At 31.1% G+C, this 14840-nt stretch carries 16 protein-coding genes; 3 read left to right on the forward strand and 13 right to left on the reverse strand.

The window, feature by feature from the left end; translation table 11 throughout:
• From alr to HMPREF2737_RS02520, 8 genes are all read right to left on the reverse strand, one after another.
• Positions 1-978 (reverse strand): alanine racemase (alr, locus tag HMPREF2737_RS02485; RefSeq protein WP_070632572.1); only part of this gene is annotated, 978 nt, incomplete at its 3' end.
• A 95-nt stretch (positions 979-1073) separates the two neighbouring features.
• Positions 1074-1433 (reverse strand): holo-ACP synthase, encoded by a 360-nt coding sequence (acpS, locus tag HMPREF2737_RS02490; protein WP_037551987.1) that lies wholly within the window; start codon positions 1431-1433, stop codon positions 1074-1076.
• A gap of 9 nt (positions 1434-1442) precedes the next feature.
• Positions 1443-1970: a PH domain-containing protein gene (locus tag HMPREF2737_RS02495; RefSeq protein WP_037551985.1), complete on the reverse strand. Its 528-nt coding sequence runs from the start codon at positions 1968-1970 to the stop codon at positions 1443-1445.
• Positions 1963-3486: a PH domain-containing protein gene (locus tag HMPREF2737_RS02500; RefSeq protein ID WP_037551984.1), complete on the reverse strand. Its 1524-nt coding sequence runs from the start codon at positions 3484-3486 to the stop codon at positions 1963-1965. Before HMPREF2737_RS02500 ends, HMPREF2737_RS02495 begins: the two co-directional genes overlap by 8 nt.
• A complete protein-coding gene (locus HMPREF2737_RS02505; protein ID WP_037551983.1) occupies positions 3479-3958 on the reverse strand; it encodes a PH domain-containing protein in 480 nt (159 codons plus the stop codon). The genes HMPREF2737_RS02500 and HMPREF2737_RS02505 overlap by 8 nt, the downstream gene beginning before the upstream one ends.
• Positions 3959-4123: 165 nt before the next feature.
• Positions 4124-5635 carry a degradosome RNA helicase CshA gene (locus HMPREF2737_RS02510; protein ID WP_037551982.1) on the reverse strand — a complete coding sequence of 504 codons (1512 nt, stop codon included), beginning with the start codon at positions 5633-5635 and terminating at the stop codon, positions 4124-4126.
• A 270-nt stretch (positions 5636-5905) separates the two neighbouring features.
• Positions 5906-7261 (reverse strand): UDP-N-acetylmuramoyl-tripeptide--D-alanyl-D-alanine ligase, encoded by a 1356-nt coding sequence (murF, locus tag HMPREF2737_RS02515; protein ID WP_037551979.1) that lies wholly within the window; start codon positions 7259-7261, stop codon positions 5906-5908.
• Between the two features lie 15 nt (positions 7262-7276).
• The gene (locus HMPREF2737_RS02520) at positions 7277-8347 is read right to left on the reverse strand and encodes a D-alanine--D-alanine ligase (protein WP_037551977.1); all 1071 of its coding nucleotides are present in this window, start codon (positions 8345-8347) and stop codon (positions 7277-7279) included.
• A 417-nt stretch (positions 8348-8764) separates the two neighbouring features.
• On the opposite strand from HMPREF2737_RS02520, the gene HMPREF2737_RS02525 reads away from it, so the two are divergent.
• The gene (locus HMPREF2737_RS02525) at positions 8765-9955 is read left to right on the forward strand and encodes an FtsW/RodA/SpoVE family cell cycle protein (protein ID WP_037551974.1); all 1191 of its coding nucleotides are present in this window, start codon (positions 8765-8767) and stop codon (positions 9953-9955) included.
• 48 nt (positions 9956-10003) lie between these two features.
• On the opposite strand, the gene HMPREF2737_RS11405 is transcribed toward HMPREF2737_RS02525, so the two are convergent.
• The 3 genes from HMPREF2737_RS11405 to HMPREF2737_RS02535 all read right to left on the reverse strand — a co-directional run bounded on the left by HMPREF2737_RS11405 (position 10004) and on the right by HMPREF2737_RS02535 (position 10718).
• Positions 10004-10141: an Lmo0850 family protein gene (locus HMPREF2737_RS11405; RefSeq protein ID WP_011275260.1), complete on the reverse strand. Its 138-nt coding sequence runs from the start codon at positions 10139-10141 to the stop codon at positions 10004-10006.
• Positions 10142-10248: 107 nt separating this feature from the next.
• Positions 10249-10455, reverse strand: a complete 207-nt coding sequence (locus tag HMPREF2737_RS02530; RefSeq protein WP_037551971.1) for a putative copper chaperone CsoZ — start codon at positions 10453-10455, stop codon at positions 10249-10251.
• A gap of 11 nt (positions 10456-10466) precedes the next feature.
• Entirely contained in the window at positions 10467-10718 is a 252-nt protein-coding gene (locus HMPREF2737_RS02535) for a metal-sensitive transcriptional regulator (protein WP_370591104.1), read from the reverse strand.
• 229 nt (positions 10719-10947) lie between these two features.
• Between HMPREF2737_RS02535 and cls the strand changes: the two genes are divergently transcribed.
• Entirely contained in the window at positions 10948-12432 is a 1485-nt protein-coding gene (gene cls / locus HMPREF2737_RS02540; RefSeq protein WP_037551969.1) for a cardiolipin synthase, read from the forward strand.
• Between the two features lie 99 nt (positions 12433-12531).
• Positions 12532-13173 carry an HD domain-containing protein gene (locus HMPREF2737_RS02545; RefSeq protein ID WP_037551966.1) on the forward strand — a complete coding sequence of 214 codons (642 nt, stop codon included), beginning with the start codon at positions 12532-12534 and terminating at the stop codon, positions 13171-13173.
• A gap of 64 nt (positions 13174-13237) precedes the next feature.
• Here the strand turns inward: HMPREF2737_RS02545 and yidC are convergent, their stop codons facing one another.
• Complete coding sequence (gene yidC, locus HMPREF2737_RS02550; RefSeq protein WP_037551964.1) at positions 13238-14113, reverse strand: membrane protein insertase YidC; 876 nt, start codon at positions 14111-14113, stop codon at positions 13238-13240.
• An 88-nt stretch (positions 14114-14201) separates the two neighbouring features.
• Positions 14202-14840, reverse strand: coding sequence for a thiamine phosphate synthase (gene thiE, locus HMPREF2737_RS02555; protein ID WP_037551962.1), 639 nt, complete (start codon positions 14838-14840; stop codon positions 14202-14204).

Below are 14840 nucleotides of genomic sequence, written 5' to 3' on the forward strand. Positions count from 1 at the left end.
TCCCTCTTTTACATCATCTGGCACTTTAATTATCATTTGATCCATACATACTCGACCTATGACTTCACATTGATGGCCTTTGACATTAACAAATGCCCCTTGCATTGAGCGTAAGTATCCATCTGCATATCCAATTGGCAAAATCGCGATCTTTATATCTTCAGTTGCTGTATATGTACTGCCATAACTTACCGATTCTCCAAATTTTAAATATTTAGTTTGGACAACTTGTGTTAATAATTGCGCACTTGGTTGTAATTCAGTTTCAACTTTTTCTTTTACGTACTCTGACGGATAATAACCATAAAGTGAAATACCAAGTCTAACTGCGTTACATAATTCAAAGTTTCTCAATAAAGAACCAGCTGAATTTTGAGAATGTATGAATTTAGGTTTCTCAGCTTGAGTTACTAAGGTTTCAAATTGTTCATATTGATGATCCATTGAGTCGCCAGGTTCATCAGCATTAGCAAAGTGCGTATATACACCTTCGAATACTAAATGAGAATGACTTTGAATTAAGTCAATGACTTCTTTATATTCTTCCAGTGATTTAATTCCAAGTCTGCCCATACCTGTGTCGAGTTTCACATGTAGCCATAAATTCTTTTCATTATCATCACTAATTAATTCTATTGCATGTTGTATCCATTGTAATGATGGTACAGTCAAAGCAACTCTGTGTTGAATAGCTTTATTTATATCTTCAAGAGGAATGACACCTAGGATAAGTATTTGAGCATTGATTCCATGCATACGTAATTCAATAGCTTCATCAAGAGTTGCTACTGCAAAAAAGTCAGCACCGTTTTTCATTAAATGTTGTGCGATTTTAACGCTACCTAACCCATAACTATTAGCTTTTACTACTGGTATAACTGTTTTATCGCTATGCAACGTTCTAACAGTATTATAGTTATTTAAAATCGCTGATAAATCTACGTTTAAATAAGTTGATCTATAGAATTTATCTGACATACGTAATCCTCCTCTTAATTAGTAAAAAAATCTTATTTATTATTGATTTAACTCGTTCAATATACGAGGTAGAAATTATTTTTATTATAATACTGTTAATCTCTCTTTTCTAACAAAACCTGACTCATCGCATAATGTTCTGTATGAGTTATTGAAACATGTACGATAAAACCATTGTAATCTATACATGGTTTACCTTTTATATCGTTGTAACAATTAATGTCTTTGAATGCCACTGTTTTTCCTAAGCCTGTACCTAATGCTTTACTGAAAGCTTCTTTGGTTGCGAAACGACCAGATAAATATTCAAGTTTTCTCTTTTCACTTTTAAATGAATGAAATTGTTGTTCCTCTTCTTGTGTTAAAATTCTCTTTACTAACTTGTCTTTTTGTTTCTCAAAAGCTTTTTTAATTCTTTCAATTTCTATTAAATCAATACCTATTCCATGTATCATGCTAACCCCTCACTCACTAGGTATATTTGAATGATCTATTTTCGTATTCATTTCACTAATATCATTTTGCTGAATACTTTTCTTTTTTTGTATCATTTGTTTAAGTTTTATTGCGTCTTTCTTTGCAATCAAATCTATTTGAGAAACGCCTCCTGCAGTCGACAAATGCAATGAAGCTAACTTATATTTTCTCATTAAAAAACCTTCTTCAATATCGATATTCTGAATTCGATAAAATGGAATAATTTTAGTATTGATAAAAATAATGCCTCTTCTTATATAAATTTCATCGTTTGAATAACCATATCGAAAGTTTTTATATTTTAAAAATGGTGTTATAACTATAAAAACAACACAACATAAAATGATTAGTGCTATCGCAAGACTTACAAGTAATGCGCGACTCATTTCCTCAATGTATAAATCACATAAAATACTTGCTATTATCACTATAATTGTAAAAATAATGGTAGTAATCATTGAAGCAATCCTCATCACTTTAGGGCCGTTTTTATTCATGTAATTATAATTAGACATCGTACTCACCTCTTAAATACGCATCAACGTAGCGTTGCGATATATCTTCTTTTATGAACTTTAATTCCATAAACTCAAATACTGATCCCTTAGCAATAAGGAAATATAAATTTGCTAAATGACTTCTTTCAAGAAAAGGATGTTGGCTCGTTTCTATACCTATAATTTTATCCGTTTTGAAGTAATATGTTTGAAAACCAAAAGTGCTTACACGTTTCAAAGTTATTTCATCATTCTCTATCACTAAGCCAGCATTTTTAACGTAGATATATGCATGAGACATCATCACAATAATTATCATCAAAGCGATTAAAAAGCTCCATGCACTCCAAAAATAAGTTCCGATACTAGCTAAAATTAAAACGATAATACTTGGTATAAAGAAATGACGATGAAATCCTTTCCATGGCATAATGTTTTCGACCTTATTAAACTTCATTTCTGGTACGAGCTTTCCAATAATTTCATATGCTTCTTTTTGTTTTATAAATGGTAATATCATAATTTTACCATTGTCACTTGTATCATCATTAGAATCTATATCCATATCACTCGTGATAATAAAGTGTATAGAGGTATATCCAAATATTTTTCTTAAGAAAGATTGTTTCTCTAACACTGCTTGTAGTCGATCAGTTGGAACTGTTAGATTTTTCACATTAAAAAGACCATAACTAATTTTAAGATGATTACCCTGTTGTACAACTTTGTAGTTATAATAACGTATAATCGTAATTATAGTTCCTAAAACATAACTAATGATTAAAATCGATGCAACAACAAACAGCACAATAATAAATACAGAATTTACCCAATGCCATAGATTAGACGTCCATTTATCCCAAGGGATAATATCTTGAAATGCACCTACTATTGGCGAAACGGCAGCAAAGGCCACACCTATTGCCCCACTCGTCATAGCCATTAGAATTAGTGAAGTTAAGGACATATTGAACACATGTTCTGAATTACTTTCTGTTACACTTGTCGATGCATTATATTGCTCCGTTTTTAGTTCATTTTCATCCGATTCATCATTGATTAAATATTCTTGAGTATTATTATTTAATTCTTTTTGTCTCATTCGTATGGTTTGTTCAGTGAACTCACTCTGTTTCTTCGTTATTGTTGCCAATTCAATGCCATCACTTGGCGTTTTAATTTGTAAACTAACGCCACCAACGATTTGGTTAATCAAACCTTGTGTTGTATCTAATGACTGAATTCTACTTAGATTTAGTTCTTTTCTTTTTTTATTTAACCATCCAGATGTAACAATAAATTGGTCGTTTTCAATCCAATATCTTGTAACTTTAATTTCTAAAAATCGATGTATAAACGTTAAAATAAGGATAAACAAAAAGATTGATGGGCCAATATAATGACGAATTTCTGTAAAATCAAAATTCCATATATTAAAACCAACTAATATTATAAATGTAAAAATATTTTGTTTAATTACATCTATTATCCCTGTTATGTATGAAATTGGATGCAATTTTTGAGGATTAAACATCTGAATCAGCACCTCGCAATGCTATAAAAATATCTTCTGATAATTGATTCATTTCTTCTTCTGAGACAATTGGTAATTTTAATTCATGACCTGCTGTTACAAAAATTAAAATATTTAAATTTAGTAGCTTTAAAATAGGATTACTTTTAATTTCTAAAAATTGTAGCCGTTCAATTTTAGTTATTTGGTGTTTTTTAAAAATAAAAGACTTTTTAACTTCGACATTTCTATCATTAACCCTATAAAAACGATATTTATAATTAATAATGGGTTGTAATAGCAAACGAATAACCGAAATGAAGACTAAGAAGATAAGTATGTAGACAATAAAGTGGTACCAATTAAAATATCGCCACATTGAGAATAGTGCAGCAATGATAATCAGTTCTATTAAAAATAAGATACCACTATTAAGCCAGTGGTATTTCAGTGCATTCTTAGGACTTTTATGAAATGAACTTTCTACCTTCATAATATACTCCTTTGTAATTATATTTTATTATATCATATTTAGTGTGAGGCTTACTGACCTTGCTGAATATGCGAAGTTGTTAAATTACTTCTACTATTTAATCAAATTTAAAACCACCTCAAAAGCATGAGATGGTTTGATTATAAAATTCAATATTGAATTATTTTATTTTTGTAAATCTGCGAATGTTCGACCTTTCATCGTAGATTTACCTTTGTCTTGTCTTTCACGACGGTCAGGTTTTTTACCTTTTTTCTTATTAAAGTTGCCTTTTGAACGTTTGTTTTTATTATCGAACTTGTTATTACGTTTTCCACCACGACGTGATCCATTACCTTTACCTTGGCGATTTTTACGTGCTAATGGTTTTTCAAATGTTAATTGTACTTCCACTTCATCATTTGCTTCTACTAATTCTTGTAGTAACGATGCAACTAATTCAGTACTATCATATTCTTCTAATAACTCGCTTGAGATACGTTTCAAACGTGCTTCACTTTCTCGTGACATCCAATTTTTCACTTTATCTTTAATATCATCTTCACGCGCTTTTAATACTTCTTTGCGGTGAGGTGGTCTTAAAGCGTTCATGCGTCTTCCATTTGCATCTTCAATTTGACGGATGTAATCCATTTCAATTGGATTTACGAATGTAACAGCGATGCCTTCTTTACCAGCTCTTCCTGTACGTCCGATTCTATGTGTATAGCTTTCAGTATCTTGAGGAATGTCAAAGTTATATACATGACTTACACCTGAAATATCTAAACCGCGTGCTGCAACGTCTGTAGCAACTAATATATCGATTTGATCATTTTTAAATTTCTTCAATACTTCTAAACGTTTAGCTTGTGTGATATCACCATGTAAGCCTTCTGCTTTGTAACCTTTAGATAATAAAGCACTTGTTAATTCATCCACACGACGTTTTGTTCTACCGAAGACAATGGCTAATTCAGGTTGGTGTACATCTAAGAAATTAGTAAATGTATCGAACTTTTCAAGTTCTTTCACAATTGTATAATATTCATCAATTTGAGGGTCTGACATTTCGTTGTTCATTGTCTTAACGATTTGAGGAGATTTCATGAATTGTTGTACTAAAGTTTGGATTGCTTTAGGCATTGTTGCTGAGAATAACATTGTTTGTCTTTGCTCAGCTGGAATTTTATCCATAATGAATCTCATATCATCGATGAATCCCATGTTCATCATTTCATCCGCTTCATCCAAAATCAATGTATGAATACCATTTGTTTTTAATGTACGTCTATTTAAGTGGTCAATGACACGTCCTGGTGTACCTACAACGATTTGTGGTCCTCTTTTTAAAGCTTTAATTTGTCGATCGATTGGCATACCACCAAATACCGTTACAACTTGTACATTTTGACCACGGCTAAATTCTCTTAATTGTTCAGCTACTTGCATAGCTAATTCTCTTGTAGGTGCTAATATTAAAGCTTGCACACCTGATTGACCTACAACTTTTTCTATTAAAGGAATCCCGAACGCTCCCGTTTTACCAGTACCAGTTTGAGCTTGTCCAAGGATGTCTTTTCCTTCTAATGTATAAGGGATACTATCTTTTTGGATAGGTGTGGGTTCCTTAAAGCCCATTGCTTCAAGGGTCTCAACTGTTTTATCCGAAATCCCTAGTTCTTTAAAATTTTGCAATATAATTCTCCTTTTAACTTTCTTATTTATCAATATACGTTTGTGTATATAAGGTCCTCTTATTACGTCAACTTCTATATAGTACCACCTAAAATTACATATCGCAATAAAGCAATTTTATAGATGAACTCGTTTTCAAATCTATTTTCATATAATAGCGTTTATATTTTTCACTTATTATTTAAATTTTTAAAGTAAAAAAACAAGCCACTAAAGGATTTAGATTCCTAATTAGTGACTTGCTTAGAATGATAGTAATTTTGAAAATAATTAAATCAATTTATTTACAACTTCTTCAAGTTTATTTCCTCTTGAACCTTTTACAAGAACTTTGTCGTTAGCAACTAAGTTATTTATTAAATATTGAGTTAATTGTTGTTTATCAATAAAATATTCAACGTGGTCAACAAATTGACCTCCTATATCACTAATATACTTTGCATCTTTGCCATATGTTAATAAAGTATGGATGTTTTTACCTTCTAAATATGCGCCTACCTCTTCGTGCATTGAACGACTATTTTCCCCTAATTCAAGTGAGTCAGCAAGTACAATAATTTTTCTACCTTCCATTTGACTCAAAGTATCAATTGCGGCTTTCATACTTGTAGGACTGGCATTATAAGCATCATTTATGATAGTAATATTATCATCAGTAATATGGCGTTCCATTCGCATACCAGTGAGTTGAACATGATTAATGTTATGTTGAATAGTCTCATATTTAAGTCCTAGTTCATGACCAATAGCAATTGCGATAGCTGCATTTTTCATATTATGGATTCCAAGAATAGGTAATTTATAATGTTCATTACCGTTAATAGAGAAAGCAATGCCATCATTTTCACTATGTTCTACTTCGCATACTAAAGCATTATCTTGTTTCAAACCTACACTTAAACATTTAGCATGTTTAATTTCTTTAACATGTGGTTCAAGCAATGGTTCATCACCATCATAGATGAATGTTCCCTCTTTTTTAAGTCCAATTGTTATTTCAGATTTAGCTTTAGCAATGCCTTCACGAGAACCTAAATCTTGCATATGTGATTCACCAATATTTGTAATAATAGCAATATCTGGTTCTGCTATATTAGAAAGTAATTCTATTTCATGGAATCCAGACATACCCATTTCTAATATTGAAATCTCTGTATCTAAATCAAGCTCTAAAATAGTTAATGGTAAGCCTATTTCATTATTGTAATTACCTTGCGTTTTTTTAACTTTAAATTCAGTGTGTAATACACTCTCAATCATATCTTTAGTAGTTGTTTTACCGTTTGAACCAGTAACACCTATTACTTTAGGGTTCACATGTTTAAGATATGCTTTAGCTAATTGTTGTAACGCAATTAATGTATTGTCTACCCATATAATAGGTCCTTCCACATTATCATCAATGTCATGGCCTTTTTCATAGAAAGAAGCCCCAGCGCCATCTTTTAACGCCTGTGAAACAAAGCGATGACCATCTACGTTCTCACCTTTAAATGGTATAAATAACATATTAGTTTTGATTGCACGTGAATCGATCGTCACACCTTTGATGGTTTGTTGTAAATATTGTGAATCAATATCACAAGGTATCCATTCCTGAATTTGCTGTAAAGAAACTTCTATCATTTATGAATCCCTCTCTTAGTCAATTGTGTATTTGTTTTTCTTTTTATCCTCGTGACGTTCTTTAGCTAGGTCAATTAATTTTGTGATTAGGTCAGAATAAGATAAGCCCATATTCTCCCATAAACTTGGATACATACTAAATGCTGTGAATCCAGGCATTGCATTTGTTTCATTAATAAAAATTTGATTGTCTTCAGTAACAAAGAAATCCGCACGTACTAATCCCGAACAATCTGTAGCTTTAAATGCTTCCAATGCCATGTTTCTTAATGTCATTTGTACTTCTTCATCTAATTCTGCAGGAATTTGTAAACTGATTTTACCGTCTTTATATTTTGATTTGTAATCATAGAATGCAACATCTTTGATAACTTCTCCTGGCCATGTTGTTTCAGGATAGTCATTGCCTAATACAGCTACTTCAACTTCACGAGCATTAATACCTTGTTCAATAACAAGTTTACGGTCAAATTGGAAAGCTTCCTCAATACCTGATTTTAGTTCATCCTCATTATTACATTTACTAATACCTACACTTGAACCAAGATTTGCAGGTTTTACGAATACTGGATATGTAAGTTTATCTTTAACGAGTTTAATAATGTTACCCTCATATTTTTCATATTCACTTCTTAAGAAACTAATGTAAGGTAATTGAGGCAATCCTCTATGTTCAAATAATTGTTTCATAACAAGTTTATCCATTGAACTTGATGCAGCTAGTACACCATTCCCAACATATGGTAAATCAAGAACTTCAAATACCCCTTGAATTGTGCCATCTTCACCATTAGGGCCATGAAGTAATGGGAATATTGCATCATAAGGTTTACCATCGCTACTTTCTTTAAGCAAAATAGTGATTTCGCCCGCTTCTATATCTGTCATATTTAGGGATTCAATTTCTTTAATTTCCTCAGTGATATTTTCTTTTTTCTTCCATAAGCCATCATTCGTAATATAAATGATATCCACTAAATATCTTTCTTTATCAATTGCATTAAGAACATTTTGCGAAGTCAATTTAGAAACATCATGTTCAGCACTTTTACCACCATATACGATACAAATGTTTTCTTTTACCATAAGTAGTTCCTCCATTAAGAAAGATCATAACTCAATCATTTATGAGAAGTATTAAACTATTACGTTATTTCAACTTCTTACAAATGTCTATATCTCTTTCAATTCATTTTTACATTTTCTTTTTAGTTAACTATCAATATTTTATAAATTTTATTTAGTTTAAACTATGCTTTCTAAAAATCAATATTATCACAGTCTAAAGTGATTTTGCATTTATCAACTTAAATCTAATTATGTTTAATTAATTTTTTTGGTTTTTATTAGATTAATTTACCAATCATAATTCAAACACAATTTTAGATTGAATTTTTAGTTTTCTATATTCTGACTGTTATTTTCTAGCAAATTAATATAAAGTCATGTAAAATTTGTATATAATATTAATCGTTCGATTATAAGAATTTAAGGAGTTTTCTCATGAAATATTCATCCCGTCAACAGCCTTCAAAACATTGGCTACGTAAGATAGACTGGATACTTGTAGCATTATTAACCATACTTGCCATTATAAGTGTTACTACGATTAGTTCAGCTATGGGTGGAGGACAATATAGTGCAAACTTTAGTATTCGCCAAATCATTTATTACATATTAGGTGCTATTATCGCATTAGTTATTATGCTTATTTCACCTAAAAAGATTAGAAATAATACATATATTCTTTATTTTATCTTTTGTGTACTACTTATAGGTTTACTCATATTACCTGAAACATCTATTACACCAATCATTAATGGTGCTAAAAGTTGGTATTCATTTGGACCAGTAAGTATTCAACCCTCAGAATTTATGAAGGTCATCTTAATTCTAGCATTAGCAAAGAGCGTTTCTAACCATAATCGTTTTACTTTTAATAAATCTTTTCAAACTGATTTGGTCTTGTTCTTTAAAATCATAGGAATTTCAATAGTACCAATGACTTTAATCTTATTACAAAATGACTTAGGTACAACGCTTGTGATTTGCGCTATTATAATAGGAATAATGTTAGTTAGCGGTATTACATGGAGAATCTTAGCACCATTATTTATAGCCGCTTTTGTTTTTGGAGGAACTATTATATTAGCTATCATTTATAAACCAACGTTAATTGAGAGCCTTCTAGGTGTGAAAATGTATCAAATGGGGCGAATTAATTCTTGGTTGGATCCATATTCATATAGTGCTGGAGACGGTTATCACTTAACAGAATCTTTAAAAGCGATTGGGTCTGGTCAATTATTCGGTAAAGGATTTAATCATGGTGAGGTTTACATTCCTGAAAATCATACAGATTTTATATTCTCAGTAGTTGGAGAAGAAATGGGATTTATAGGCGCTGTAGTTTTACTACTCATCTTTTTAGCATTAATTTTTCATTTAATTCGACTAGCTACGAAAGTTGAATCTCCATTCAGCAAAATATTTATCATAGGCTATGTATCACTACTTGTCTTCCATATATTACAAAATATAGGTATGACAATCCAATTACTACCTATTACCGGTATACCATTACCATTTATTAGTTACGGCGGTAGTTCACTATGGAGTTTAATGGTTGGTATAGGTGTCGTCTTATCTATACATTTCCATCAAAGACAAACAATGCCTAATAAAGAAGCGTAATCACATTTAAAAGTGATTACGCTTCTCCCTTTATCAATTGCTAGCAGACTATTTAAGTTCTTGGCGCACAGGTGTTGTAGCTGGCAATGTATTAATAATGTCTAAACGAGATTTAGTTTTTTTAATATTCACACCTAATGACGATAATAATTTAACAACATTTTGCAATTTATCCGAATTACTCATGGCTTTCACCTCGTTTTATGACTTCAAAGTTATACTACCCCAATTATCGATGTTTTACTACATTAATTCAGCATAAAATTGATATTTAATAAAATTATTTTAATTTATCAACCTAATACCTTATAACCATCATCATAAATTTCTTTTTCAATACTATTTAAATTCGTTGGTGTTTCAAAAGAAATTTTAACTAATTGGTCATTTAGTTCTACAATTACTTCATCTACACCTATCATCTTCTCAAGTCTATGTTGGAGCGAATTAGCTTGCTCTTCAGTATTTAATTCACTAATTCTAATTTCACTAAAGTTCATTTAATTAACCCCTAATCTTTCATTAATTTTTGAAATGTCACTAACAATTCTTCCATCGCTTCTTCTTGAGCGCCGTTATTCACTTTATCCATGATACAGCTTTTCATATGATGATCTAGCAACTTAGTGGCCACACTATTTAATGCAGATCTTGTAGCTCTAATTTGAGTTAGCACGTCATCACAGTATACATCTTCTTCAATCATGCGATTAATCGCTCTAACTTGCCCTTCAATACGATTTAGTCTTGATTTTAAATTCATTTTAATTTGCTCGGAATGATGTGCATTTTCATGATTATTCAAGGTCGTCACCCTTTCTAATAGTACTATCATATCGTATAATTTACCTTCATATTCGTCAAACACTGTAACTTATTTTCATGAAAAAGGGTCATGCTATTTAGTTAATGCCATGATACAATTAAGTTTAAGAAAGTACTAGACTTATCTTATTCTTGCAAGAATTAAAAAAATAAACAGGAGGCGTACTATGGTAGAAATATATTCAATGTCTTTCACGCATTCCTCATTGATTATTAATATCATTTTAATTGCTGCCTTTATATTAAACTTAATTTTTGCGTTTGTTATTATCTTTATGGAGCGGCGTAGTGCTGGTTCAATATGGGCTTGGCTACTTGTTTTAGTATTTTTACCAATTATAGGGTTTATTTTATATTTACTATTAGGACGCCAAATTCAACGCAATCGTATTTTTAAATTGAAAAAGGAAGACCGTAAAGGCCTTGCTATGATTGTCGATGAACAAATTGAAGCATTAGAAAGCGACGATTTCTCAAAGGGTAATCATCAAATTGTTAAGTTTAAAGAAATGGTACGCATGTTACTTTTTAACAATGCTGCATTCCTTACTACTGATAATCAAATCAAGATTTATACTGATGGCCATGCAAAATTTGATGCATTATTAAGTGATATTAAAAATGCAAAGGATTATATACATATTCAATACTATATTTTCAAAAGTGATGAATTAGGTCATCGAATTCTCTCAGCACTTGAGGATAAACTTGATGAGGGCTTAGAAGTTAAAATGTTATACGATGATATGGGATCAAGAACTTTAAGAAAAAAAGATTTAAAACACTTCCGTCAAAAAGGTGGACATGTTGAATCTTTCTTCCCTTCTAAACTCCCACTTATAAACCTCCGTATGAATAACCGAAACCATAGAAAAATAGTTATTATTGACGGTAAAATTGGTTATGTTGGTGGTTTTAATGTAGGAGACGAATATTTAGGTAAAGATAAAAAATTTGGATATTGGCGAGACACTCATTTGCGATTAGAAGGAGATTCTGTAAACGCACTTGAACTGAGATTTATATTAGATTGGAATTCACAATCAAACCGTGATTCAATCGAATATGAAGATCGCTATTTTCCTGATGTAGACTCTGGTGGAACAATAGGTGTACAAATTGCCTCAAGTGGTCCTGATGAAGATTGGGAGCAAATCAAATATGGTTATTTGAAAATGATTTCTTCAGCTAAACAATCTATTTATATTCAATCACCCTATTTTATTCCTGATCAAGCCTTCATTGATGCAATTAAAATAGCAGCTTTAGGTGGTGTAGAGGTCAATATTATGATTCCTAATAAACCTGATCATCCTTTTGTTTATTGGGCTACCTTAAAAAACGCAGCTTCTCTATTATCAGCTGGTGTGAAAATCTATCATTATGATAATGGTTTCTTACACTCCAAAACATTAATTATTGATGATGAAATTGCTTCAGTAGGTACTGCCAACATGGATAATCGTAGTTTTACATTGAATTTTGAAGTAAACGCATTTATCTATGATGAAGCAATTGCAATTCAACTAAAAGAAGCATTTATTCAAGATATGAAAGTATCCTACCGACTCACTGAAGACTTATATAATAAACGAAGCCTGTGGATCAAATTTAAAGAAGGTATATCTCAATTACTTTCACCTATTCTATAGATAATTTAGATATAGTAGTTTAAAAAATTACATTGAAAATATAATATACTTAAAATACTACTTTAGTCCCGAACTTATCTGAACAATAAGGAGATTAAAATGGATGTAACACGACAAATAGAATTAGCCCATCGTTATATGAAAGATTTTCATAAAAATGATTATTCTGGTCATGATATTGCACATGTAGAACGTGTAACGTCACTAGCTCAAACAATCTCTAAATGCGAGCAACAAGGAGAATATTTAATTATCACACTATCTGCATTACTTCATGATGTCATTGATGATAAGTTAACAAATAAAGCCAATGCTTTAGATCGTTTAAAAACATTTTTAAAGAACATTCGTGTATCTTTTGATCAACAACAAAAGATTATTTACATCATTCAGCATTTAAGTTATAGAAATGGACAAAATAATCATGTAGACCTTCCTATTGAAGGACAAATTGTTAGGGATGCTGATCGACTAGATGCGATTGGTGCTATTGGTATTGCTAGAGCATTTCAATTTTCAGGCCATTTTAATGAGCCAATGTGGACAGAATCACCACATAGAGACATACCTAATATTGAAACGATTACTAATTTAGAACCTTCAGCTATACGTCACTTTTATGATAAATTATTAAAATTAAAAGATTTAATGCATACTGAAACTGCTAGAAAATTAGCTAGAGAAAGACATGCGTTTATGGAACAGTTTTTAAATCAATTTTATAAAGAATGGCATATATAAAAAAAGGTCGATACCCTACGTAAGGATATCGGCCTTTTTACTTACTAGTTTCAATTAAACTAATTTATTTTTTCTTTTTATTATTCTTAGAAACGACTTGAGTGTTTTTACCTTTTTTATTTGAGTTACTATTATTTTCCTCAAATTTTTCAATCATTGGTGCAACTTCTCTTCGAGCAACTTTTTCATAGTACATATTGGCGAAGTAAGTTTGAACAATCAAGAATGCCGCACTGACTGACCAATATAAACCTAAAGCTGAAGCCGAACTTAATGAAATCCAAATAATCATGATTGGTGATACAATCATCATCATATATGTCATTTGACGTTGTTCTTGAGGCATTTGCTTACTTGATACCCAAGCTTGGATAAAGTAAAGCACACCGGCAATAATAGTAATCCAAATATCAGGATGTATTAAATTAAACCATAAGAAGTGAGGATGTTCTGCAATACCGCCACCAATACGGTAACGTAATACAAAGTATAATCCCATGACAACTGGCATTTGAATTAATACAGGTAAACATCCTAATGCACTCTTCATTGGATTAATATCGTATTTCTTATAAACTTCCATCATTTCTTGGTTTGCTGCCATTTTCTCTTCTTGAGTACGTGCACGTTTAACTTTCTCTTGCACGCCATCAACTTCTGGTTTGGCAACTTTCATTTTTTCACGCATCAAATGACTATTTTTATAGTTTGATAGCATGAATGGTAACAAGATAATACGTATTACTAAAACTAATACGATAATTGCAATACCGTAGTCATCGTTAAATACTGAATGGCCTAACCAATGTAATACTTTAGACATTGGTTCTACGAATGTATTATAGAAAAATCCATCTCTATTACTAGATTTAGAATAGTCACATCCGGCTAAAAAGACCATTACCCCTAATAACAAAGGTAGTAACGCTTTCTTCTTCATTTTTACACCTCTATTGATATATTCACATAGAGATTATTTTATCATAGTAACCGTGTACTAGAAAACAAAAAAAGAAAAATTTTATTATTTATTTGAAATAACTTTTCATTTTAGTAACAGTCTTGTCAATATTATGACTACGTGCAATCGCTGAAATAACTGAAACACCATCTGCACCATTTTGAGCAATAGGTTCAATATTGTCTTCTGTTATGCCTCCAATTGCTACCATTGGTAACGAAGGATTGATGTTCTTTATTTTAGCAATCATTGATGGACCTACTGGTGCGTTAGCATCATCTTTAGAGATTGTTGCAAACATAGGTCCAACTCCAATATAATCAACGTGTTCTAAATCCGAATGATAATATTCTTTCTCATTTCCAATACTAAGCCCAATGATTTTATCTCTAAAACGTTCAGCAAAAGACTTCACATTTTCATCATCTTGCCCTACATGAATACCGTCTGCATTTATTTTTTCAGCTAAATCAACATCGTCATTTACAATAAATGGTACTTGATAGTCATGACATAGTTTTAATAAATCAATTGCTAAGTCTTCTTTCGCAACACCATCTAATGATGTTGGCCCCTTTTCGCGGAATTGAAAAAGGGTAATTCCAGCTTCTAAAGCTTGCTTTAGTATTACTCTAATATCTTTTTCTTCTGGAACATCTTGTGTACCGCAAATAAAATAAACGTTTAATAATGATGAATTAAACAT

This window comes from Staphylococcus sp. HMSC069D12, from assembly GCF_001810405.1.
Classification (GTDB): Bacteria; Bacillota; Bacilli; order Staphylococcales; family Staphylococcaceae; genus Staphylococcus; species Staphylococcus haemolyticus.